This is a genomic window from Methylobacterium sp. B4, assembly GCF_003201865.1.
In the GTDB taxonomy this organism is placed as follows: domain Bacteria; phylum Pseudomonadota; class Alphaproteobacteria; order Rhizobiales; family Beijerinckiaceae; genus Methylobacterium.
This window is the reverse complement of sequence record NZ_QJJJ01000001.1, coordinates 36,218-58,503: the sequence shown is the minus strand read 5'-3', so window position 1 is coordinate 58,503 and position 22,286 is coordinate 36,218. Positions and strand designations below refer to the sequence as shown.

18 protein-coding genes are annotated in these 22,286 nt (G+C 70.6%); 7 read left to right on the top strand and 11 right to left on the bottom strand.

Annotation, left to right across the window (positions count from 1 at the left end):
* The first annotated feature begins 122 nt into the window (after positions 1-122).
* Complete coding sequence (locus tag BY998_RS00260) at positions 123-1,055, top strand: transporter substrate-binding domain-containing protein (protein WP_110349627.1); 933 nt, start codon at positions 123-125, stop codon at positions 1,053-1,055.
* A 9-nt stretch (positions 1,056-1,064) separates the two neighbouring features.
* Here the strand turns inward: BY998_RS00260 and cobT are convergent, their stop codons facing one another.
* From cobT to BY998_RS00245, 3 genes are all read right to left on the bottom strand, one after another.
* The gene (cobT, locus tag BY998_RS00255) at positions 1,065-2,975 is read right to left on the bottom strand and encodes a cobaltochelatase subunit CobT (protein WP_110349626.1); all 1,911 of its coding nucleotides are present in this window, start codon (positions 2,973-2,975) and stop codon (positions 1,065-1,067) included.
* Between the two features lie 112 nt (positions 2,976-3,087).
* The gene (gene cobS / locus BY998_RS00250) at positions 3,088-4,071 is read right to left on the bottom strand and encodes a cobaltochelatase subunit CobS (RefSeq protein ID WP_110349625.1); all 984 of its coding nucleotides are present in this window, start codon (positions 4,069-4,071) and stop codon (positions 3,088-3,090) included.
* 345 nt (positions 4,072-4,416) lie between these two features.
* Entirely contained in the window at positions 4,417-5,127 is a 711-nt protein-coding gene (locus BY998_RS00245; RefSeq protein WP_110349624.1) for a DnaJ domain-containing protein, read from the bottom strand.
* Positions 5,128-5,354: 227 nt separating this feature from the next.
* On the opposite strand from BY998_RS00245, the gene BY998_RS00240 reads away from it, so the two are divergent.
* Both BY998_RS00240 and arfB read left to right on the top strand, forming a co-directional pair.
* Positions 5,355-5,633, top strand: coding sequence for a BolA family protein (locus BY998_RS00240; RefSeq protein WP_110349623.1), 279 nt, complete (start codon positions 5,355-5,357; stop codon positions 5,631-5,633).
* A 42-nt stretch (positions 5,634-5,675) separates the two neighbouring features.
* Positions 5,676-6,101, top strand: a complete 426-nt coding sequence (gene arfB / locus BY998_RS00235) for an alternative ribosome rescue aminoacyl-tRNA hydrolase ArfB (protein ID WP_110349622.1) — start codon at positions 5,676-5,678, stop codon at positions 6,099-6,101.
* Between the two features lie 41 nt (positions 6,102-6,142).
* Here the strand turns inward: arfB and BY998_RS00230 are convergent, their stop codons facing one another.
* Positions 6,143-6,904, bottom strand: coding sequence for a YoaK family protein (locus BY998_RS00230; RefSeq protein WP_110349621.1), 762 nt, complete (start codon positions 6,902-6,904; stop codon positions 6,143-6,145).
* A 65-nt stretch (positions 6,905-6,969) separates the two neighbouring features.
* Complete coding sequence (locus tag BY998_RS00225; protein WP_110349620.1) at positions 6,970-7,920, bottom strand: methyltransferase domain-containing protein; 951 nt, start codon at positions 7,918-7,920, stop codon at positions 6,970-6,972.
* A 58-nt stretch (positions 7,921-7,978) separates the two neighbouring features.
* On the opposite strand from BY998_RS00225, the gene BY998_RS00220 reads away from it, so the two are divergent.
* From BY998_RS00220 to BY998_RS00210, 3 genes are read left to right on the top strand one after another with little or no spacing between them, the layout of a single operon-like run.
* A complete protein-coding gene (locus BY998_RS00220) occupies positions 7,979-9,037 on the top strand; it encodes a ligase-associated DNA damage response exonuclease (RefSeq protein WP_110349619.1) in 1,059 nt (352 codons plus the stop codon).
* On the top strand, positions 9,034-10,920 hold the full coding sequence (locus BY998_RS00215) for a cisplatin damage response ATP-dependent DNA ligase (RefSeq protein ID WP_110349618.1): 1,887 nt from the start codon (positions 9,034-9,036) through the stop codon (positions 10,918-10,920). Before BY998_RS00220 ends, BY998_RS00215 begins: the two co-directional genes overlap by 4 nt.
* Positions 10,917-11,399: a secondary thiamine-phosphate synthase enzyme YjbQ gene (locus BY998_RS00210; RefSeq protein WP_110349617.1), complete on the top strand. Its 483-nt coding sequence runs from the start codon at positions 10,917-10,919 to the stop codon at positions 11,397-11,399. Before BY998_RS00215 ends, BY998_RS00210 begins: the two co-directional genes overlap by 4 nt.
* 7 nt (positions 11,400-11,406) lie before the next feature.
* On the opposite strand, the gene BY998_RS00205 is transcribed toward BY998_RS00210, so the two are convergent.
* From BY998_RS00205 to BY998_RS00180, 6 genes are all read right to left on the bottom strand, one after another.
* The gene (locus BY998_RS00205; protein ID WP_110349616.1) at positions 11,407-11,853 is read right to left on the bottom strand and encodes a DMT family transporter; all 447 of its coding nucleotides are present in this window, start codon (positions 11,851-11,853) and stop codon (positions 11,407-11,409) included.
* A 233-nt stretch (positions 11,854-12,086) separates the two neighbouring features.
* Positions 12,087-12,251 carry a YqaE/Pmp3 family membrane protein gene (locus tag BY998_RS00200; protein ID WP_110349615.1) on the bottom strand — a complete coding sequence of 55 codons (165 nt, stop codon included), beginning with the start codon at positions 12,249-12,251 and terminating at the stop codon, positions 12,087-12,089.
* A gap of 108 nt (positions 12,252-12,359) precedes the next feature.
* Positions 12,360-14,564, bottom strand: coding sequence for an FAD-dependent oxidoreductase (locus BY998_RS00195; protein WP_110349614.1), 2,205 nt, complete (start codon positions 14,562-14,564; stop codon positions 12,360-12,362).
* Between the two features lie 92 nt (positions 14,565-14,656).
* Positions 14,657-15,154, bottom strand: a complete 498-nt coding sequence (locus BY998_RS00190) for a hypothetical protein (RefSeq protein ID WP_110349613.1) — start codon at positions 15,152-15,154, stop codon at positions 14,657-14,659.
* Positions 15,155-15,267: 113 nt separating this feature from the next.
* Entirely contained in the window at positions 15,268-16,476 is a 1,209-nt protein-coding gene (locus tag BY998_RS00185) for an acetyl-CoA C-acetyltransferase (protein WP_110349612.1), read from the bottom strand.
* Between the two features lie 79 nt (positions 16,477-16,555).
* On the bottom strand, positions 16,556-18,346 hold the full coding sequence (locus tag BY998_RS00180; RefSeq protein ID WP_110349611.1) for an acyl-CoA dehydrogenase C-terminal domain-containing protein: 1,791 nt from the start codon (positions 18,344-18,346) through the stop codon (positions 16,556-16,558).
* Between the two features lie 359 nt (positions 18,347-18,705).
* Here BY998_RS00180 and BY998_RS00175 point away from each other — a divergent pair, with 359 nt between their 5' ends.
* A complete protein-coding gene (locus BY998_RS00175; RefSeq protein WP_110349610.1) occupies positions 18,706-22,071 on the top strand; it encodes a tetratricopeptide repeat protein in 3,366 nt (1,121 codons plus the stop codon).
* The last annotated feature ends 215 nt before the right edge of the window (positions 22,072-22,286 follow it).

Below are 22,286 nucleotides of genomic sequence, written 5' to 3'. Positions count from 1 at the left end.
ATGCCCTCGGTTGCCAGGAATCCGATCTCCGGCGGGAGAGGTATGATCCGGGCGCTGCGGCGGTGTTCGACGTTTGACAGGGTGACGGCTCCCTGCGAGCCCACACCGTGCTAGGGAGAGATATGGGCCCGAACCCCTCCGACTGCGTGCATCGCTCCATCTTCACAACTCTTGCGTCAATCAACCGTTTCCGGTTGTGCGCCGTGCTGGGTGCGGCGACGATGAATTTGCTCGCCAGCGTTGCACAGGCACAACAAACTCCAGCGACCGCGCCGTCCGACGCCCCCGCGGTCACGGTGCCCAACTTCTGGAATCCACGCGCCCGCGGCGAACGCGTCGAGGCGCCCCAGACGGGCCGCGCCGTGCGCTTCATGACCGACGACGAATTTCCGCCGCTGCATTTCGCAGGGCCGGACGGCGCGCCGACCGGTTTCTCCGTGGAGTTGGCCCGCGCCGTCTGTGAACGGCTCTCGATCGCCTGCACGGTCCAGGCGCGTCGCTTCGACACGCTGCTCGATGCCTTGGCCGACAAGCAGGGGGACGTGGTGGCTGCCGCTATCCCGCTGACGCCGGGCCTGCGGGCGCGCTTCCTGGCGACGCGCCCCTATTTCCGCTGGCCGGCCCGCTTCGTCGCCCGCCGCGACCGCGGTCTTCCCGCACCGTCGGCCGCCGCACTCACCGAGCGGTCGGTCGCCGTCGTCGAGGGAAGCGCGCACGAGGCCTATCTCAAAGCCTACTTCCCCAAGGCCGCGCGAAAAACCTTCACCGATCTCGCCTCGGCGGAAAGCGCGCTGCGGCGGGGCGAAGTCGATTACCTGTTCGCGGACGGGCTGAACCTCGCCCTCTGGCTGAACGGACAGGAGGCAGAAAATTGCTGCGCCTTTTCCGGCGGCGATTATCTCGAGAACCGCTATTTCGGCGAGGGCATCGGCCTCGTCACCCGCACCGAGGACGCCGCGCTCGCCCGCGCCCTCGACGACGCGCTCCAGCGTGTCTGGGACGACGGGAAATACACCGAACTCTACCTGCGGTTCTTCCCCGTCAGCCCGTTCTGAGGGACCGGCCTATCGCCGTCCCCCCGCCGCCCGGCGCGGCGCGGCGGAGCGGGCCATGCCCGCATCTTCCTCGAACAGTTCGGCGAGCTTTTCCGTCATCGCGCCGCCGAGTTCCTCCGCGTCGATGATGGTGACAGCGCGGCGGTAATAGCGCGTCACGTCGTGGCCGATGCCGATGGCCAGCAATTCCACCGGCGAGCGGGTCTCGATTTCCTCGATCATGTAGCGCAGGTGGCGCTCCAGATAATTGCCCGGATTGACCGAGAGGGTCGAGTCGTCGACCGGCGCGCCGTCGGAGATCACCATCAGGATGCGCCGCTGCTCGGGACGCGCCAGTAGGCGCTTGTGAGCCCAGTCCAGCGCCTCGCCGTCGATGTTTTCCTTGAGCAACCCCTCGCGCATCATCAGCCCGAGGTTCTTGCGCGCACGCCGCCAGGGGGCGTCGGCCGACTTGTAGACGATGTGGCGCAGGTCGTTGAGGCGGCCGGGTGCGGGCGGCTTGCCGCCGGCCAGCCACGCCTCGCGGGATTGCCCGCCCTTCCAGGCCCGGGTCGTGAAGCCGAGAATCTCGACCTTCACGCCGCAGCGCTCGAGCGTGCGCGCGAGGATGTCGGCGCAGGTGGCCGCGACCGTGATCGGGCGCCCGCGCATCGAGCCGGAATTGTCGAGCAGCAGCGTGACGACGGTGTCGCGGAAGTTGGTGTCCTTCTCCTGCTTGAAGGAGAGCGGCTGGAACGGGTCCGTGACCACGCGGACCAGACGGGCCGGATCGAGCTGGCCCTCCTCGAGATCGAAATCCCAGGCGCGGCTCTGCTGGGCCAGAAGGCGGCGCTGAAGCCGGTTGGCGAGACGGCCGACGACCCCCTGGAGATGGGCGAGCTGCTTGTCGAGGTAACTGCGCAGGCGCGCCAGCTCCTCGGCGTCGCACAGCTCCTCCGCCTCGACGATCTCGTCGAAGCGCGGGTTGTAGACCTTGTAGTCGGGGCCGGCCCGCTCGTTGCCGCGCTGCGACGGCGGGCGCCAGGATTCGGAGGCCTCGTCCGATTCCGAATCCTCTGCCTCTTCCGGAAGCTCGCCGGAGGGCGCGTCGGCGGATTCGGTGGCGCCCTCGTCCAGATCGTCGGTGGCCTCGTCGGTCACCTCGATCTCGGCACGGTCGCCCTGGGACTGCTCCTCGGCCTCGCCCTCGCTCGGGCTCTGCTCGTCGTCCTGGGCCTGGTTCTCGTCCTCGTCGCTCTCGTCGTCCTGGTCGAGCGGGCTCTCGTCGGCCATGTCGAGGGAGGAGAGCAGGTCGCGCACGGAGCGGGCGAAGCTGCGCTGGTTCTCGATCGAGCCGAGCAGGCCGTCGAGGTTCTTGCCGGCCCGCGCCTCGATATGCTCGCGCCAGAGATCGACGATGCGCGCGGCGGCCGGCGGCGGCTTCTGCCCGGTCAGGCGCTCGCGCACCATCAGCGCGACGGCATCCTCCATCGGCGCGTCGGCGCGGTCGGTGATGGTCTCGTACTTGCCGCCGCGGTGGTAGCGGTCCTCGAGCATCGCGGTGATGTTGGCGGCCACGCCATCGAGCCGGCGCGAGCCGATCGCCTCGACGCGGGCCTGCTCGACCGCGTCGTAGACCGCGCGGGCGGCGGAATTCTCGGGGGCGAGCCGGCGGTGGACGCCCGAGTCGTGGCAGCCGAGGCGCAGGGCCATCGAATCGGAATGGCCCCGCAGGATCGCCGCATCCTCGGCGGTGATGCGACGGGTGGGCTCGGGCAGGCGCGCCTTGTCGCCGATCAGGGCCGGCCGGTCGCTGGCATAGGTGACCTCGATGTCGGGCCGCTTGGCGATGGCGCGCAGGCAGCCGGCCACGGACCGCTTCAGCGGCTCGGCACCGGGTTCCTTGCGATCACCGGTCTTGGGGCGGTTGGTCAGAGCCATGTCTTCGCGGAAGCCACCGGATCGAGTTCGAAGGCCCGGCCGGGGCAGCGCCGCGATACCGGGGGAATGAGCGCCGTCCCCGTCGCGCCTCAACGCGGGGACGGCTGCTCCGTCAGCTCAGGGCGACGTTGAGCGCGCTCTCGGGCAGTTCCTTGCCGAAGGCGCGCTGGTAGAACTCGGCGACCAGGGGCCGCTCCAGCTCGTCGCACTTGTTGAGGAACGTCACCCGGAAGGCGAAGCCGATGTCGCGGAAGATGTCGGCATTCTCCGCCCAGGTGATGACCGTGCGCGGGCTCATCACGGTGGAGAGGTCGCCGTTCATGAAGGCGTTGCGGGTCAGATCCGCCACGCGCACCATCCGGTTCACCGTGTCGCGCCCGCTCTCGCTCTGGTAGTGCGTCGCCTTGGAGAGCACGATGTCGACCTCGCGGTCGTGCGGCAGGTAGTTCAGGGTGGTGACGATCGACCAGCGGTCCATCTGGCCCTGGTTGATCTGCTGCGTGCCGTGATAGAGGCCCGAGGTGTCACCCAGGCCCACCGTGTTGGCGGTGGCGAACAGCCGGAAGCCCGGATGCGGGCGGATGACGCGCTTCTGGTCGAGCAGCGTCAGGCGGCCCGAGACTTCCAGCACCCGCTGGATCACGAACATCACGTCGGGGCGCCCGGCATCGTACTCGTCGAAGACGAGGGCGACGTTGTTCTGCAGCGCCCAGGGCAGGATCCCGTCCTGGAAGGCGGTGACCTGCTTGCCGTCCTTGAGGACGATGGCGTCCTTGCCGACGAGGTCGATGCGCGAGACGTGGCTGTCGAGGTTGATCCGGATGCAGGGCCAGTTCAGGCGCGCCGCCACCTGCTCGATATGCGTCGACTTGCCGGTGCCGTGGTAGCCGGTGACCATCACGCGGCGGTTCCGGGCAAAGCCGGCCAGGATCGAGAGCGTGGTCTCCCGGTCGAAGATGTAGTCCGGATCGAGATCCGGCACGTGCTCCTCGGGTTCGGAATAGGCCGGCACCTTGAGATCGAGGTCGATGCCGAACACCTCGCGGACGGAGACCTGGCGGTCGGGCAGGGAAGCGGGCGTATCGTCAGACAGCATACGGAACCTCATGGGGGCGGTCGCGGCCGGACCTCGCCGGGTCCCGCGCATCCGCGCTTCGAACGTCAATTCACCTGCCGGTCGGCCTGCCGGGAAGCGGGCTGATCTCTTCCTTAATCGCCGGCCGCAGGCATCGCCAAGGGGCATAGCGAGGGACTTGGAAAGACGCGCGCACCCGGATCGGCCTCGAAGCCGGTTGCGCGATCTTGCATGATATAGGTCGTCCGCGCGCGATTGCTGCCCCGCCGCGTGTCGGGGGGACCGACGTCGGGCGCATTCCAGCGCGGGCGGCCGCCTCCGTGGCCGTGCATCCCTCGTGCCGACGCCCCTGTGCCGGACGCTGCCTCAAGACAGCCCGGCGGCGCGCAGCACGTCGTGGGCGCGGATGATGTCGCGCAGGCGCTCCTCGAAGGAGCGGTCGCCGCCATTGGCGTCCGGGTGGAAGCGCTTCACCAGCGTCTTGTACTGCGCCTTGATCGCCGCGGAATCGGCGTTCTCGTCGAGGCCCATGACGTCGAGTGCCTTGCGCACGGCGGCCGAGTGGCGGGGACGCTGCGGCTCGGGCGCCGCCTGACGCCGCGAGGCGCCGCCGCCCAGACCGTTGGCGCGCAGCACGCCGAGGGGATCGGCATAGGCCCAGTCCCGCTCGGCCTCGGGCTTGACGCCGGGCTTGGCACGATGCGCCTTGTCGCCGCTGCCGGCGGCCGCGTTCACGCCCATCGACCAGGTCGGCCGATGACCGATGATCGCGTCCTTCTGGTAGGCCTCGACCGCGGCGTCGTTCATGCCGTCGAAGTAATTGTAGGTGGCGTTGTAGGCGCGCACGTGGTCGATGCAGAAGCGCCAGTACTGGCCCTCCTGCTTGCGTCCCTTCGGAGCGCGGTAGAGGCCGGGATGGGTGCAGCCGGTCGCCTCGCAACCCGTCTCGGCAGTCGCCGCCCCCGCGCTCGCGCTCGAGCGCGCATTCGCCCGAGCGCCCGTCTTCGCTCCCGACTTGGGATCGTCGCAGGTCGGCTTGATGCGGATGCGGTCGAACAGCGGCGAGTTGAGATCCATGACGGGCCGATTATGAGGGGTGGGCGCGCCGACGAAAAGGCCGTCGGGCCTGATGACGCATGCACCGATCCGGGGTTGACGCTCTGGGGGCAAAAAAGTGCCGGTGACGCGGCGTTCCGGGCGATCGTTCCCAGAGCGGAGCGTCTCCCGCCGTTCGGCCGCCGGCCGGACGGAGGCGGCCGCGGCTCCCACCGATTCAGACGCTGCGTCGAGCTTACGAGGACAGGATGACCGGGACCCTGAAGGACTGGATCGCCGGGCGGCTCGGCGCCGAACTGGCGCCGACCGCGCTGGAGGTGATCGACGAATCGCACCTGCATGCCGGCCATTCCGGCGCACGGCCGGAGGGCGAGACCCATTTCCGGCTCGATGTCGTCTCGGCGGCGTTCGAGGGCAAGAGCCGGGTCGAGCGTCACAGGCTCGTCAACGGGCTTCTCGACGATGCTTTTAAGCGCGGGCTCCACGCCCTGGCGGTGCGCGCCCGCACCCCGGGCGAGGGCGGCTGACGCGCCGCCGGCAGCTGCCGCCAGGAAGAGGGAGCATCGGCCGTGGCGCTCCGCTGCACGCCGCAGATCGAGATCGACGAGGCCGAGATCGAGGAGAGCTTCGTGCGCGCCTCGGGTCCGGGCGGCCAGAACGTCAACAAGCTCTCCACCGCCGTGCAGTTGCGCTTCGACGTGCGCTGCTCGCGCAGCCTGCCCGATGCGGTGGCGGTGCGGCTGATGCGGCTCGCCGGGCGCCGCCTGACGGGGGAGGGGGTCCTCGTCCTCACCGCGCAACGCTTCCGCACACAGGAGCGCAACCGGGCGGATGCCCGCGAACGCCTCGCCGCGCTTGTGGCCGAGGCCGCGGTGCCGCCCACGCCCCGGCGCGCCACCCGGCCGACGCTGGCCTCGAAGAAGCGACGCCTGGACGAGAAGGGCCGCCGCAGCAGCGTGAAACGGCTGCGCGGCGGCCCGGGCGATGACGGTTAGTTCTCGATCGGCTCCGCCCCGGACGGGACGAAGGCGGACGATCAGCCGGCAGCGGCGGGCGCGGTGGCGGTGGGCTTGGCCTCCGGGTGCGCATCGGGCTGCGGTGCGGCCACGCCGGAGACGTAGGGCGTGTCCTTGAGGGCGATCGTCAGCACCAGCGAGATCAGCGCCAGGACGGCTGCGGCGCCCGCGGGGAACAGGAAAGCCCGCTCGCCGAACCAGCCGTGCAGGAAGCCGCCGACCACCGCGCCGGTGCTGAGCGCGCCCCAGAGCGGCGCCTGAAGCCAGAAGGACGGGGCCGGCTTGTGCAGGATCAGGTTGGCCACGCCCGCACCGAAGCGGACCACCGTGCCCGTGACGTAGGTCAGTGCGAGGCTGCGCCCCGCCTCGTCCTGCAGCGTCGCGTTCTGGATGCCGAGCGCCAGCACGATCGGATAGGCGTGGAGCGGGAAGGCGGCGGTTCCGAGGGGCACGAACAGGCCGATGGCGAACAGGACCGCCTGGATGCTGAGCAGGACCGAGAGGCGGAAGCGGCCGGACCAGGCGGCGATGAGCGTGCCGATGCAGGCGCCGAAGCAGAACACGGCGATGACGCTGGCGAACCGGGCGGTGCCGTCCCAGTCGTACCCGGACACGGCGGCGCCGAAGCGCGTCGTGTTGCCGCTCATGAACGACATGAAGAGCTGCGAGAATTCGAGGAAGCCGATCGCGTCCGCCGCGCCGGCGATGCCCGACAGCACCAGGGCAAAGGGGACTCTCGTCACCGGGCTTGCTGGAAACGCCTTGTTCGACTCGTCAGCCATCGCTTTCCCTGATGTTGCCACGCAGCATAACGGTATTACGAGCGAGGGGTTGCCTCCAGCGCATCCTATCGATTCACGTATTGGTGTAGGACAATAATCCGGCCGGGGACGTCGGCACTCCGCTGCCTTCGAATGGCCGCCGGGTCCATCGCGGCGAGCGCGAGGCCGGACCGGGCCACCGCCCCGCGCAGGTAGCCGTCGGCATGGGCATAGCGCCCATCCGGGCCGAGCACGACGCCGCCGGCCTCATCCTCGGGCGATTGTACGGTGAAGGCCGCAAGGCCGCCGGGGCGCAGCGCGCGGGCGATGCCGGAGAGCGCAGGGTCGAGACTCCCGAGATAGATGAACACGTCCGCCGCCACGATCAGATCCGCGGTCCCCTCGGGCTCCCCGGCGAGAAAGGCGACGAGGTCGGCCTCCTCCAGGCGCGCGTAGAGGCCGGTGCGGCGGGCGAGCGCCAGCATGGCGGGGGAAAGGTCGCAGCCGGCGAGGCGCCCGGTCCGGCCCTCCAGCGCCCGCCCCATCAGGCCGGTGCCGCAGCCGAGATCGAGTGCGTTCGCGAAGTGCTGCGCCGCACCCGGCAGCGCGTCGAGCGCGGCGATCATCCGCTCCGGTCCGCAATAGCCGAGTTCGCCCACCAAGTGCCGCTCGAAGCGCGGGGCGTAGCCGTCGAACAGGCTGCGGACATAGGCCGGCGACATCGCCGCGAGCACGTCTCCGCCCCCGAGCGCCGCCGCGCGCAGCCGACTGCCGAGGGCGTCCTCCGGGTCGAGGGCGAGCACGCGCGCGAAGGCGGACAAGGCCGCCCGCCGGTCGGCTTCGTCGCCGCCCGTGCCGAAGGCGGTCTCGCGGGCGCGTCCGAGCAGGAACCACGCCGGAGCGTAGGCGGGCGCGATCTCCAGAACCTGTTCGGCCATCTCCGCGGCGCCCGCAGGATCGCCCTCGGCGAGGCAGGCCTCGGCGTAGGCGTAACGGCGGTCGGCGAGCAGGTCGCCGGAGGAGCGCTGGCGGGACATGGCGTGCAGAAAGAGCCGAACGAGGGCGGATCGGAAGGGACGCCCTATATCCCGGCCGATGTCGCAGCGCGCCTCCGATCTTCTCACCCTCACCCGCGAGGGACTCTACTGTCCGCTCGGGCGCTTCCATGTCGATCCGACCCGCCCCGTGGAGCGGGCGCTGATCACGCACGGCCATGCCGACCATGCCCGGGCCGGCCACGGCACGGTGCTCGCCACCCCCGAGACCCTGCGGATCATGGCGGTGCGCTACGGCGCGGATTTCTGCACCACCCGCCAGGACGCCCGGCTCGGCGAGCGGATGCGGATCGGCGACGTGAGCGTGTTCTTCGCCCCCGCCGGCCACGTACTGGGCTCGGCGCAGATCGCCATCGAGCGGGGGGGCCAGCGCATCGTCGTCTCGGGCGACTACAAGCGTGCCCCTGACCCGACCTGCCTGCCCTTCGAGGTGATACCCTGCGACGTGTTCATCACCGAGGCCACCTTCGGCCTGCCGGTCTTCCGCCATCCCGACACGCGGGTCGAGGTGCGAAAGCTGATCGAGTCGGTGACGCTGTTCCCGGAGCGGGCTCACATCGTCGGCGCCTACGCGCTCGGCAAGGCGCAGCGGGTGATGGCGCTGCTGCGGGAGGAAGGCTGGGATCGGCCGATCCACCTGCACGGGGCGATGGAGAAGCTGACGGCCCTCTACAAGGGGGAGGGCATCGCGCTCGGCGAGACGCCGAAGGTGGTGGCCGCCGAGCGCAAGGACCTGCACGGGGCGATCGTGCTCTGCCCGCCCTCCTCGATCCAGGACCTGTGGTCGCGAAAGTTTCCCGATCCCGTCACCGCCTTCGCCTCGGGCTGGATGCGCGTGCGCGCCCGCGCCCGGCAGAAGGGCGTCGAGCTGCCGCTGGTCATCTCCGACCATTCCGACTGGCCCGACTTGTGCCGGACGATCCGCAACACGGGAGCCGGCGAGGTCTGGGTCACCCACGGGCAGGAGGACGCGCTGGTGCACTGGTGTGGGACGCAAGGCATCCGCGCCAAGCCGCTGCACCTGCTGGGCTACGGCGACGACGGAGAGGCCGAGCCCGATCCGGGTCACGATCCGAAGATGGAGGAGGCCTCGGCGTGAACGACTTCGCCCACCTCCTCGACCGCCTCGCTTACGAGCCGCGCCGCAACGCCAAGCTGCGCCTGCTCCAGGACTTTTTTGCCGGCACGCCCGATCCCGAGCGCGGCTGGGCGCTCGCCGCCATGACCGGCGGGCTCACCTTCCGCGAGGCCAAACCGGCGCTGATCCGGGGCCTCGTGGAGGAGCGGGTCGATCCGGTCCTGTTCGCGCTCTCGCACAACTACGTCGGCGATCTGGCCGAGACCACGGCGCTGATCTGGCCGGGGCCGGGGGAAACACTGGACGCCTCCCTCTCTCCCGCCACGCGGGATGAGAGGCGGGACGATCTTGTGGTCGGCGCGACGAGTGCCAGCGAAGTGTTGGCGCAGGACGAGGCGCCTTCGGGCAAGCCCCCTCGCGGCCGCCGACCGCCCCGCTCGACCGACGACGCTCTCACCCTGCCCGCGGGGCAAGCGGATGCTCCCGGGCCCGGCCACAACAACCCGCCCCCCTCCGTCCCTACCCTCGCGGAGGTCGTGGAGACGCTGACCAGCACCCCGAAGCGCGAGCTGCCGCGCCATCTCGCGCACTGGCTCGACGCTCTCGACGAGACCGGGCGCTGGGCACTCCTCAAGCTCGTGACCGGCAACCTGCGCGTCGGCGTCTCGGCCCGGCTCGCCAAAACCGCGGTGGGCGCCCTCGGCGGGCACGAGGCGGACGCGGTGGAGGAGGTCTGGCACGGCTTGAAGCCGCCCTATGCCGGGCTGTTCGCCTGGGTCGAGGGACGAGGCGAGCGGCCCGAGAGCCGCAACCCGGCGCCGTTCCGCCCGCCGATGCTCTCGCACCCGGTCGAGGAGTTCGAGGATCTCGACAAGCTCGAGCCGGAGGCGTTCTCCGCCGAGTGGAAGTGGGACGGCATCCGCGTCCAGCTCGCGGGCGGGCGCGACGGCCAGGGACGCCAAGTCCAGAAAATCTACTCGCGCACCGGCGAGGATATCTCCGGCGCCTTCCCCGATCTTGCCGAGGCGATCACCTTCGAGGGCGCGATCGACGGCGAGTTGCTGATCCTGCGCGAGGGCCGGGTGCAGAGCTTCAACGTGCTGCAGCAGCGCCTCAACCGAAAGGCGGTGACGGCCAAGCTGCTGGACGAGTTCCCGGCCCATGTGCGCGCCTACGACGTATTGTCGGCCGGAGGCGAGGATCTGCGCCCGCTGCCCTTCGCCGAGCGGCGCCCCCGGCTCGAAGCCCTGGTGCGCGAACTCGACCACGCCCGCATCGATCTCTCGCCGCTCGTCCCCTTCGCAAGCTGGGAGGAGGTCGCCGCCGCCCGCGCCGACCCGGCCTCGGCCGGCGCGGGGGCGGATGCCGACGCGGTCGAGGGCGTGATGCTCAAGCGCCGCAACAGCGCCTACCTGCCGGGCCGGCCGAAGGGCCCCTGGTGGAAGTGGAAGCGCGAGCCCTACGTGGTCGATGCGGTGATGATGTACGCCCAGCGCGGCCACGGAAAGCGCTCGTCCTTCTACTCGGACTACACCTTCGGCTGCTGGCGCGAGGGTCCGGAGGGCGAGGAGCTGGTGCCCGTGGGCAAGGCCTATCACGGCTTCACCGATGCCGAGCTGGCCAAGCTCGACCGCTACGTCCGCAACAACACCACCAAGCGCTTCGGCCCCGTGCGCGAGGTCGCCTACGGCCGCGACGCGGGACTCGTCTTGGAGATCGCCTTCGAGGGCGTGCAGCGCTCGACCCGGCACAAATCCGGCGTGGCGATGCGCTTTCCCCGGGTCAGCCGCATCCGCTGGGACAAGCCGCCGGCGGAGGCCGACCGGGTCGATGTGCTGGAGCGGATTCTCTCCCGGGGCGAGAGCGAGGTGGCGCCGGGTGCGGCGATGGAGGCATCGGAATGAGGCAGGCGGGCAGGAATGCGGGCAAGATCGGACCGCTCGACGGGTTTTCGGCCGGGCCGGCGAGCCGGCAGGCGAGCGCTCAGCTGACGGTCGCGACACCCGGCCAAGGCTTTTCGGATATCACCGAGGCGGTGGCGGAGTTCGTGGCGCGGAGCGAGATCCGCACCGGCCTCGTCAGCGTGTTCTGCCGGCACACCTCGGCCTCCCTGACGATCCAGGAGAACGCCGACCCGGATGTACGGGTCGATTTGATGACCGCGCTCGACGGGTTCGCGCCCCGGCACGGGCAGTACGTTCACGGCATGGAGGGGCCGGACGACATGCCCGCCCATATCCGCACGATGCTGACCGATTCCGGCCTGACGGTGCCGATCCGGGATGGGCGCCTCGCGCTCGGCACGTGGCAGGGGATCTACCTGATCGAGCACCGCGACCGGGGACACCGGCGGGAAATCGTCCTGCACGCCGTCGGGGCCTGAAGCTCGGTCAACGCCGGATCAGGATCACGCCGCCGACCAGCAGGGCGACGCCGATCAGGCGCGGGCCGTCGAGAGGGCGCTGGGCGAGGCCCATCCAACCGAAATGGTCGAACGTCACCGAGGCCAGCATCTGGCCGGCGACGAGGAGCGCGATGAAGGTCGCGGCGCCAAGCTGCGGCACCAGCACGATGGCGAGCCCGATGAACAGGGCACCGAACAGGCCGCCGGCCCAGCCCCACCACGGGATACGCGCTGCCGTGGCCATCGAGGGCAGGGGATCGCGCAGCGCCAGGGCCAACAGGGCCATGCAGGCGAGGCCGACGGCGTAGCTCGCAAAGCCGGACCACGCCGCCGAGTTCAGTGCCGTGCGCAGGTTCGCGTTCAACACCTGCTGGATGACGATGCTGACGCCGGCCGCGACGGCGAGGGCGGACGGGATCAGGATGGCGAGCATGGGCTTCGGCCTTTCACGAGCGTCCGATCATCCCGCTCGAGTCATACCTTTTCCGTTCGAACGCCCCGGCCTCAGCCGCACGCCGTCATCGCGCGCTTCGGCGAAGCGATCCAGCAGCGCGACCCCTTCCGGATCGTGCGGAGTTCTGGATGGCTTCGGCTCCGCCTCGCCATGACGATCCGGCGAGATGAAACGGCAGCAGGATCAGGCGGGCCGACGTAAGCCGCAGCTGCTCAGCGGTCGCGCAGCAGCAGGTAGAGCGCGTGGATCGAGCCCGGCAGGTAGAACAGCAGGCAGAGCAGGATGTTAAAGAGGAACTGGATGCCGATTCCGTTCGTCATCAGCACCGAGATCGGCGGCAGGAAGAACGCGATCAGGATCTTGATGATGCTCGACAAAGGGGGGCTCCGGTTCGCTCGCTGCGGGTCGGGCGGTGAACGAAAGCGGAGCGGTTCGGTTCCGCGCGGGGCGGCCCTCCCCGCGCGTGGGGGAGGGCACCGATCGCGCTACGCCGCCCGGTTCAGGGCGTCGTAGAAGCGGCCGCCGGTCTCGGCCATGGCCACGACGTTCTCCGGCGGGGTGAAGCGGGGGCCGTGCTTCGCTTCGAGGCCGCGCGCCAGTTCGACGAAGGCGCGGGCGCCCATGAAGTCGATGTAGGAGAGCGCGCCGCCGGTGAAGGGGGCGAAGCCGAAGCCGAGGATCGAGCCGACATCCGCCTCGCGGGGATCGGTCACCACGCCTTCCTGCACCGTGCGGGCCGCCTCAAGGGCCTGCACCACGAGGAAGCGGTGCTTCAGCTCCGCCACGTCGATCGTGTCCGGGTCGAGCCGGTTCGGCTGGATCTCGGACAGGCCCGGCCAGAGCTTCTTCTGGCCGCCCTCGGGATAGTCGTAGAAGCCGCGCTTGTTCTTGCGCCCGAGCCGGCCGCGATTCTCCACCATCTCGACGAGGAGACGCTTCTGGTCGCCATCGATCGCGGCTTCGCCGAGCTGCGCCTCGGTGGCCTTCAGGATCTTGAGGCCGAGATCGAGCGCGACCTCGTCGTTGAGGGAGAGCGGACCGACCGGCATGCCGGCCATCCGGGCCACGTTCTCGATCATGGCCGGGGGCACGCCCTCCGCCAGCATCTTGTGGCCCTCCTTCACGTAGGCCAGGACGCAGCGGTTGGCGAAGAAGCCGCGAGCATCGTTGACGACGATGCCGGTCTTCTTGATGGCCCGCACGTAGTCGAGCGCGGTCGCGACGGCGCGGTCGCCGGTCTGCGTGCCGCGGATGATCTCCACGAGCAGCATCTTCTCCACGGGCGAGAAGAAGTGGATGCCCACGAACCGATCGGGGCGCTTCGAGCCCTTGGCCAGATCCGAGATCGGCAGGGTCGAGGTGTTGGAAGCGAAGATCGCGTGCTCGGGCAGCACGGCCTCGACGCGGGCGATCACCTCGGCCTTAACCTTCGGGTCCTCGAACACTGCCTCGATGACGAGGTCGCAGCCGGAGAGGGCGGCGTAGTCGGGCGTGGCGGTGATGCGGGCCAGGAGCGCGTCGCGGTCGGCGGTCTTGGCCTTGCCGCGGTTGATCTGCCCGGTGATGAGCTTGTGGCAATGCGCCTTGCCGGCGTCGGCCGCCTCCTGGTCGCGGTCGATCAGCACGACCTCCATGCCGGCCTGCGCGCTGACATAGGCGATGCCCGCGCCCATGAAGCCCGCGCCGATCACGCCGACCTTGGCGACCTTGGTGGGCTCCACGTCCTTGGGGCGGCGGGCGCCCTTGTTGATCTCGCCCATGGAGATGAACAGGGTACGGATCATCGCCTGCGCCTCCTTGGTGCGCAGGATGTGGGCGAAGTAGCGGCTCTCGACCCGCAGGCCGAGATCCATCGGCAGCTGCAGGCCCTCGTAGACCGAGGCCAGGATCGCCTTGGCGGCGGGGTAGTTGTCGTGGGTCTCGCGGCGGTAGATCGCGTTGGCCGGCGGCCAGATCATCATGCCGGCGGGCGAGTAGACCTTGCCGGACGGCGCCTTGAACTTCGGCACGTCCCAGGGCGCCACCGCGGAGCCGCCCTCCCGGATCCAGGCTTTGGCCCGCTCGACGATCTCGGCGGCCGGGGCCACCGCGTGGGCGAGGCCCATGTTCTTGGCCATGAGGGCGCGGATCTGCTCGCCCTTGAACAGCATCTGCAGGGCGTCGCCCGTCTGCATCAGCCGCGCCACGCGCTGCGTGCCGCCGCCGCCGGGGAAGAGTCCGACCTTGATCTCCGGCAGGCCGACGCGGGTCTTGTCGTCGTCGGCGAGCACCCGGTGATGGCAGGCCAGAGCCAGCTCGAAGGCGCCGCCGAGGCACAGGCCGTGCACCGCCGCCGCGAAGGGCTTGCCGCAGGTCTCGAGCTTGCGGAACACGAGGCTGAGGCGCGCGGAGCCGTCGAAGAAGCGGCGCATGGCGACCTCCTCGCCCTCGGCCGCCTTCACCCGCTCGTACTCAGCGCCGAGCCCCTGGAGCATGGTCAGGTCGGCGCCGCCCGAGAAGTTGTTCTTGCCCGAGGCGACGACGCAGCCCTTGATGCCGGCATCGGCGACGACCGCGTCGACGATGGCTTCGAGCTCGTCCATCACCTCCATGGTGATGACGTTCATCGAGCGGCCGGGCATGTCCCAGGTCGCGAGCGCGATGCCGTCGGCATCGGTCTCGAAGCGGAAGTTCTTCGGGGCTTCGGTCATCGCTCTTCCTCGGGCCTCGTCTGAGAAGACCGGCGGCGCGTGGTGCCGCCGGTGCTTCGGCTTGGAGCGCCGTCAGGCCGGCGCCCCGCGGATCACTTCTGCGGCGTCGGCATGCCGCCGGGCAGACCGCCGGGCGCGCCGCCCTTCTGATCGCTGGCGGCGGCGAGCGTCAGCATGTTCAGGAGCCGCGTCACCACCGACTGGGAGAGCAGGTTCACCTCCGACTTCGGGTCGGCGTTGACGGCCTGGAACTTCTGGTAGGTCTTGTCCTCGTAGATCGTGTCGAGCTGCTTCAGCTCGTCGAGGGAGAACTTGTCGGCGTACTGCTTCGAGAGACCGTCGAGCAGCTCCTTGCGCTGCTTGTCGAACTCGGCCCGGGCCTCCTTGCGGACGGTCTCGGCCTTGTCCTCGGGCATGGTCGAGACGGTCTTCTCCAGCGCCCCCCCGAACCCGGTGTCGAGGTTCTTGAGCACCGTCTTCTCGGTCAGCTTCGTGGCGACGGCGAGCTTGTCCGCGGCCTCGTCGGCCCGCGCGGCGAGCGGCAGGGCCAGCATTGCGGCGAGGCACAGGGCGGCTTTTCTCGTCTTCATCGTGGCGTTTCTCCCGGTCGAGTTCGGACCGCGCCCGCTTTGAAAAGGGCGCGGCGTGGGAGGCCCTTAGCAGCGTTTGCGTGCCGAGGGCAGGGCGACGGAGCCCGCCCCGATCACACCCGCTCGATGATCGTCGCGGTGCCCATGCCGGCGCCGATGCAGAGCGTGACCAGCGCGCGCTCCTTGCCGGTGCGCTCCAGCTCGTCGAGCACGGTGCCGAGGATCATCGCCCCGGTGGCACCCAGCGGATGGCCCATGGCGATGGCTCCGCCATTGACGTTCACCTTGGCCGGGTCGAGGTCGAAGGCCTGCTGGAAGCGCAGCACCACCGAGGCGAAGGCCTCGTTGATCTCGAACAGGTCGATGTCCGACAGGCTCATCCCGGCCCGTGCCAGCACCTTCCGCGTCACGTCGACTGGACCGGTCAGCATCAGCGCCGGATCGGACCCGATATTGGCGAACGCGCGGATGCGGGCGCGTGGCCGGAGCCCGGCGCGCTCGCCCGCTTCGGCCGAGCCGAGCAGGACGGCCGCCGCACCGTCGACGATGCCCGACGAGTTGCCGGCATGGTGGACGTGCTCCACCGCCTCGACATCGGGATGGGCATCGACCGCCACCGCGTCGAACCCGCCCATCTGGCCCATCTGTACGAAGGAGGGCTTGAGGGCGGCCAGCGACTGCATGTCGGTCGAGGGCCGCATGTGCTCGTCGCGGTCGAGCAGGGTGATGCCGTTGATGTCCCGCACCGGCACGACCGCGTTCCGGAACAGGCCCTCGTCCCAGGACTTGGCCGAGCGCCGCTGCGACTCGACGGCGTAGGCGTCGCATTCGTCGCGGGTGAAGCCGTACTTGGTGGCAATGAGGTCGGCCGAGACGCCCTGGGGCATGAAGTAGGATTTGACCGCGATGGCCGGATCGACGGGCCAGGCGCCGCCCGAGGCGCCGAGGCCCACGCGGCTCATCGATTCGACGCCGCCGCCCACCGTGAGGTCGTGCTGGCCGGCCATGACCTGCGCCGCGGCGAAGTTGATGGCGTCGAGGCCGGAGGCGCAGAAGCGGTTGATCTGCACGCCGGGCACGTGGGTGCCGTAATCGGCCACCAGCGCCGCGGCGCGGGCGATGTCGCCGCCGGCCTCGCCGACGGGATCGACGCAGCCGAGTACCACGTCGTCGACCTGCCGCGTGTCGAGGCCGTTGCGGTCCTTGAGGGCGCGCAGGGCCGTCTCCGCGAGGCGGAGCGCCGTCACCTCGTGCAGCGCGCCGTCCGGCTTGCCGCGGCCGCGGGGGGTGCGGACGTGATCGTAGATGTAGGCCTCGGGCATATGCGCTTCCTCGTGTTCCCGGTCGCCAGCGCCGCATGGCAACCCTCCCCGAGGAGGGGAGGGCTCGTATCGCGTGTGCTTAGAACGCGTCGGCCGGCAGCGCCATGGTCGTCTCGGCGCCGGCCTTGATCCGCGCCAGCCGCAGGGCCGTCTCGGGCAGCGTCCGTTCCATGAAGAATCGTCCGAGCACCAGCTTGGCGTCCATCCGCCCCGCATCCGCCCCGTCCGCCTTCTTGGCGAGCGCCGCCTTGGCGATCTTCCCCCACATGTAGCCCAGCACCACCTGGCCGAGCAGATGCATCAGGTCGGTGGCCCCGGCGCCCGCATTGTCGGGCTTGGAGAAGGCGTTCTGCATCAGCCACATCACCGCGGCCTGCAAATCGTTCAGCGCCGGCTGGAGGGGGGCGACGAAGGGCTTCATCCCCTCGTCCTCGGCATGGTCCTTGATGAAGGTCTGCACCTCGGTGAGGAAGGCCATCATCGCCCGGCCGCCGTCCTTGGGCAGCTTGCGGCCGATCAGGTCCATGGCCTGAATGCCGTTGGCGCCCTCGTAGATCATGGCGATGCGGGCATCGCGCACGAACTGCGACATGCCCCATTCCTCGATGTAGCCGTGCCCGCCGAACATCTGCTGGGCCTCGACCGCGTTGGCAAAGCCCCGGTCGGTCAGCACGCCCTTCACCACGGGCGTCATCAGGCCGAGCAGGTCCTCGGCCGCCTGCCGCTCCGCCGCGTCCTGCGAGCGGTGAGAAATGTCGGATTGCAGGGCCGTCCAGAGGACGAGCGCCCGGGCCGCCTCGTTGAAGGCGCGGATCTGCATCAGCGTGCGGCGCACGTCCGGGTGGACGATGATCGGGTCGGCGGCCTTGTCCGGCGCCTGCGCGCCCGTCAGCGCCCGGCCCTGGAGCCGTTCCCGGGCATAGGCCACGGCGTTCTGATAGGCGACCTCGGACTGGCCGAGCCCCTGCACGCCGACGGCGAGCCGCGCCTCGTTCATCATCACGAACATGGCGTTGAGGCCGCGGTTCTCCTGACCCACGAGCCAGCCCTTGGCCTCGTCGTAGTTCATCACGCAGGTCGAATTGCCGTGGATGCCCATCTTGTGCTCGATGGAGCCGCAGCTGACCGCGTTGCGATCGCCCACCGAGCCGTCCTCGTTCACCAGGAACTTCGGTACGACGAAGAGCGAGATGCCCTTGGTGCCCGACGGCGCGCCCTCGATGCGGGCGATGACGAGATGGACGATGTTCTCCGACAGGTCGTGCTCGCCCGCCGAGATGAAGATCTTGGTGCCGGTGAGGCTGTAGGAGCCGTCGCCGTTGGGGACCGCCTTGGTCTTGAGGAGCCCGAGATCCGTGCCGCAATGCGGCTCGGTGAGGTTCATGGTGCCGGTCCAGGCGCCCTCGACCATCCGGGGCAGATAGGTCTGCTTCTGGGCCTCCGAGCCGTGGACGAGGAGCGCGGCGATCGCCCCCTGGGTCAGGCCGGGATACATGCTGAGGGCGAGGTTGGCGCCGCAGCCGAATTCCTGGATCGCCGTGTTGATCACGTGCGGCAGGCCCTGGCCGCCGAACTCCTCCGGCACCGACAGGCCCATCCAGCCGCCGGCCGCGTAGGCCTCGTAGGCCGCCTTGAAGCCCTTCGGCGTGGCGACGCTGCCATCCTCGCGGCGGATACAGCCCTCCCGGTCGCCGGACAGGTTGAGCGGCGCGAGCACTTCGTCCGCGAGCCGGCCGCCCTCGCTCAGCACCGCCTCGACCACGTCGGGCGATGCCTCGGAAAAGCCCGGCAAGTTGGCGTAGCGATGGAGACCGAGAACGTCGTTGAGGAGGAACAGCGTGTCCTCGACCGGGGCCTGGTAGCTCGGCATCGCGTCAGCCTCCCGCAATTTTTTCAGGACCGGCCGATCCGTTTCGACGGCTCCGATCCGAGATAGTTTACATGTAAACCATCTCGCCCTCGCGCCGCAAGGCGCATCCGCTTTCAACCCGCGACAATCGTCGGCGGTCCGGCCTCGTTCGGGGGTGGAACGGCGCAAAATGCGCGGCATTCGTGACGCTTCGGCGCCGTGTCAGCGCGAAACGGCGCCGTAGCCGGCATTCTTAACGGGGCATTTACCAAGATTGGAAAAGGTCGTTGCGTCCGATCCGCGTTCCACCGCTCCACGCCTGCCGCGCGGGTCGGCGGCCGGGCGGACGCCGGAAGCCGCCGACTTCGGATCTCCGCGAGATGAAACAGACCGCCCCGATCAGCCTCGACAGCTTCGACCCGGAGGTGCTCGCGGCTGCCCGCGAGGTCGCCCGGCGAGCGGGGGTTCCCTTGGAATCCTGGATCGAGTCGGTCGCCAAGCCCGACAAGCCGGCGCCGCGCCGCCGGCGCACCGATGTCGCGCCGCAGACGGGACAAGCTGCCCCGCGCGAGACGGACGAGGTCGCAGCCTCCGAGTCCTCCCCGGCGCAGGAGCCGCCCCGGACGAGGCGCCGCGACGGCGCGCCGCCGCGCGAGAAGGCGGTGGTGATGCGCGGCACGCCGCTCGAAGTCTCCCTCGACGCCATGATGCGGCGCCTCGATGCCCTCGACCGGACGATCAGCGCGGAGCGAGAGGCCTCCAAGGCCGAGGCCGCGCGGATGATCGGCGAGATCGAGGCGCGGTTCTCGGCCACGCAGAAGCCGGCCGCCGCCGAGGAAATCGCGGAGGTGATGACCGAGCGCTTCGCGGATATCGAGCGCAAGGTCGGGGAGATCGCCGGGCAGCTCGGCGCGCCCAGGCCGCTGGGCCGGCGCGGGCGGCCGATCGCCAGCGAGGTACGCGAGGCGGTGGCCGAGGTGCGCCGCCGGCAGCGCGAGCTGGAGGAGGGGATTGCCGGGTGGAACGCCGCCGGCGCGGTCGCTGCGCCGGTGGAGGCGCCCGTCGGCTGGCCCGTCGAGCATCGGGACGAAGGTCATCACGACCGGCTGGAGACCGATCAGCAGAACGATCGACACGACGACCTGCCGGCGAGCGACCGCGAGCAGGGCAGGAACGAGCCGTCCCCGGCCATCGCCGAGTTGCAGCGCGAGACCGGCCGTCTGCGCGAGTCGCTGAGCGGCCTCGCCACCAGCCGCGACGTGGGCGAGCTGGAACAGACCATGCGCGCCGTCACCAGCGACCTGCAGCGGGCGCGCGATCCCGGGGAGATCGCCTCGATCGCCGCCCCCGTCGAGCTGATGCGCGTCCAGGTGGACCGGCTCGCGGCGGACGTCACCGACAACGTCCATGCCCGCATCGTGGGCGACGTGGAGCGCCTCGCCGCCAAGGTCGAGGGCGTGCTCGCCGCGGCCCCCTCGGGCCCCGCCGACCAGGGCGCCCTCGAACGGGCCTTCCGCGAACTCGATGAGATCCGCCAGCTCGTGGGCGCGCTGGCGGCGCCGGAGCGGATCCTGGGCCTCGCCCAGGGCGTCCAGGCCATCAGCACTCAGATCGCCGAACTCCAGCGGGGCGAAGAGGCGGGCGTGGCCGTGCTGCGCCCGCTCCTGGAAGAAATCCGCGGCGAGCTGAAGGCGCCCGACGAGACCCGCGCGTTGCTCGACCGCTTCGAGGCGCTGGCCGAGCGGATCGACCGGGCCGAGACCGGTCCGGTCGGCGAATTGGTCGGACGGCTCGAAACCCTGGCCGCGAAGGTGGATCGCGTCAGCGCCGGCGGCGGCGGCCTCGACGCCCTGGAACGGCACGTCCTCGCCCTGGCCGACCGGCTCGATGCGCCGCGCGGCAGCGATCCGGCCCTGGTCCGCCTCGAGCGCTCCATGGGCGACCTGCTCGCGCAGGTCTCGGCCCTGCGCGACGGGGCGCATCTGGATGCCGCCATCGAACGCGCCGCCCGCGAGGCTGCGGCCGGCGCCGCCGCGCCGCTCAAGGCGGCGAGCGGTGAGTTCGGCCTGCTGCGGGCCGACCTCGCCGATCTGCGCGCGAACCAGAAGAACGCGGATCAGCGCCTTCACGCCACTCTGGAGGGCGTGCAGGGCGTGTTGGCTCGGCTGAGCGAGCAGCTCGACCGCACCATGACCTCCGCCGCGGCGCTGGCCGCCGGTGCCCCGTCCCAGGCGCCCGCGCCGCAGGAGCGCAGTGCCGGCGAGCGCGTCTCGCACGAGCGTCCCGCCGCCCCGCAGGCGCCGGCCCGGGCGGGAGCCCCGGCGCTCGGACGGCCGCGTCCGCCCGTGCCGGCGGAGCCGCTCGTTCTTTCGGAGGCGGGCCGCGCGCCAGAGGAATTGCTGGAGCCCGGCGCCGGTCGGCCCGGCAGCGGCCGGCCGGCCGCGGGGGAAGCGAACCCCGCACCCGGCGGGGCCGACATCAAGACGAGCTTCATCGCCGCCGCCCGCCGCGCGGCACAGGCGGCCCAGGCCGAGGCGGCGGAGCCGCCGCTGACGGCGCGCCTGCGCGACAAGATGGGCTCGGCCGGGCGCATGGCGGGCGGTTCGAGCGCGTCTCCCGCCGCCGCCACCGGCGAGTCGGGACCGCTCTCGCGGGTCCGCGGCATGTTCGAGAGCCGCCGCCGCACGCTTCTACTCGGCCTCGCCGCCGTGGTGCTGGCGCTCGGCGCCTACCAAGCCTTCCTGGCCGGCAAGCCGGACCCGTCGGGCGACGTCGCCGCGACGGACGCCCGGCCAGCCGAAACCCCGCCCGCCGCCGACGCATCGGTAAGCCGGACGGCGGAGAGCAAGCCGGAGACGGCGCCCGTCCAGACCCAGGCTTCAGCCTCGGCGCCGGCCGCATCGCAGGCGGCTCCGCAGGATCCGACGACGACGCAATCCATCGCCGCCAAGGCGTCCGACAAGGCGCCCGCGGCGGGCAAGCGCGCGCTGCCCCAGGTCGCCGGCATGGCTTCGCTCTCCCCGGACCTCGCCGGATTGCCGCCCGCCCTGTCCAAGCTCAAGCAGGACGCGCTCGCGGGCGACGCCGCCGCGATCTGGGACCTCGCGAGCCGCGAGGCGGAGGGGCGCGGCGTGCCCCGCGATCTCGGGCTCGCCGCCAAGCTCTACGAGCGCCTCGCGGCCGCCGGCTTCGCGCCGGCCCAGGTCAAGACCGGCAACGCCTACGAGAAGGGCAACGGCGTGGTGCGCGACATCGCCCAGGCCCGGCTCTGGTACGGCCGCGCCGCCGACCAGGGCAACGTCCGCGCGATGCACAATCTCGCCGTGCTGCATGCCGAGAATCCGGCGGCCAACGGCAAGCCGGATTTCGCCGCTGCGGCGAGCGCGTTCCGCCGGGCGGCCGAGCACGGCGTGCGCGACAGCCAGTACAACCTCGCGGTTCTCTATGCCCGCGGCCTCGGCGTCGGCCAGGATCTGGTCCAGTCGTATCTTTGGTTCTCGGCCGCCGCCGCGCAGGGGGACGAGGAGGCGGGCCGCAAGCGGGACGAGGTGGCGACCAAGCTCTCGCCCAAGGATCTGACGGAGGCCAAGGCGGTCACCGCTTCCTTCAAGGCGAAGAGCGTCGATCCCGCCGCCAACGAGGTGCCCTCCGCCAAGGATGCGGGCCCGGCCCCGATGTCGCTGATGGGCGCGCCCTCGCCGGGGCTGCCGAACCTGTCTTCGATCCCGAAGCGCGCGGGGGCGTAAGCCGGCTTACGCCCGCCCGCAGCCTCGCAGAACAAGAAACCGGCCGCCTCCCTGTGGGAGCGCGGCCGGTTTCGTCTTGCGCGCTGCGTCGGCAGCCGCTCGTGGCGGCACACGGACCTGCCGGCATCTCCACGCCGCGCCCGCGCACACCGCGGCGAACGCGCTCGATCAATACTATATACGTTCGAATAAGCATTATAATCCTCAAATATATA

Bases quoted from the DNA above. Each gene is read 5' to 3' on its own strand.
- BY998_RS00260 (WP_110349627.1), top strand. From the start codon at position 123: ATGGGCCCGAACCCCTCCGACTGCGTGCATCGCTCCATCTTCACAACT.
- cobT (WP_110349626.1), bottom strand. From the start codon at position 2,975: ATGGCTCTGACCAACCGCCCCAAGACCGGTGATCGCAAGGAACCCGGT.
- cobS (WP_110349625.1), bottom strand. From the start codon at position 4,071: ATGCTGTCTGACGATACGCCCGCTTCCCTGCCCGACCGCCAGGTCTCC.
- BY998_RS00245 (WP_110349624.1), bottom strand. From the start codon at position 5,127: ATGGATCTCAACTCGCCGCTGTTCGACCGCATCCGCATCAAGCCGACC.
- BY998_RS00240 (WP_110349623.1), top strand. From the start codon at position 5,355: ATGACCGGGACCCTGAAGGACTGGATCGCCGGGCGGCTCGGCGCCGAA.
- BY998_RS00230 (WP_110349621.1), bottom strand. From the start codon at position 6,904: ATGGCTGACGAGTCGAACAAGGCGTTTCCAGCAAGCCCGGTGACGAGA.
- BY998_RS00225 (WP_110349620.1), bottom strand. From the start codon at position 7,920: ATGTCCCGCCAGCGCTCCTCCGGCGACCTGCTCGCCGACCGCCGTTAC.
- BY998_RS00220 (WP_110349619.1), top strand. From the start codon at position 7,979: ATGTCGCAGCGCGCCTCCGATCTTCTCACCCTCACCCGCGAGGGACTC.
- BY998_RS00210 (WP_110349617.1), top strand. From the start codon at position 10,917: ATGAGGCAGGCGGGCAGGAATGCGGGCAAGATCGGACCGCTCGACGGG.
- BY998_RS00205 (WP_110349616.1), bottom strand. From the start codon at position 11,853: ATGCTCGCCATCCTGATCCCGTCCGCCCTCGCCGTCGCGGCCGGCGTC.
- BY998_RS00195 (WP_110349614.1), bottom strand. From the start codon at position 14,564: ATGACCGAAGCCCCGAAGAACTTCCGCTTCGAGACCGATGCCGACGGC.
- BY998_RS00190 (WP_110349613.1), bottom strand. From the start codon at position 15,154: ATGAAGACGAGAAAAGCCGCCCTGTGCCTCGCCGCAATGCTGGCCCTG.
- BY998_RS00185 (WP_110349612.1), bottom strand. From the start codon at position 16,476: ATGCCCGAGGCCTACATCTACGATCACGTCCGCACCCCCCGCGGCCGC.
- BY998_RS00180 (WP_110349611.1), bottom strand. From the start codon at position 18,346: ATGCCGAGCTACCAGGCCCCGGTCGAGGACACGCTGTTCCTCCTCAAC.
- BY998_RS00175 (WP_110349610.1), top strand. From the start codon at position 18,706: ATGAAACAGACCGCCCCGATCAGCCTCGACAGCTTCGACCCGGAGGTG.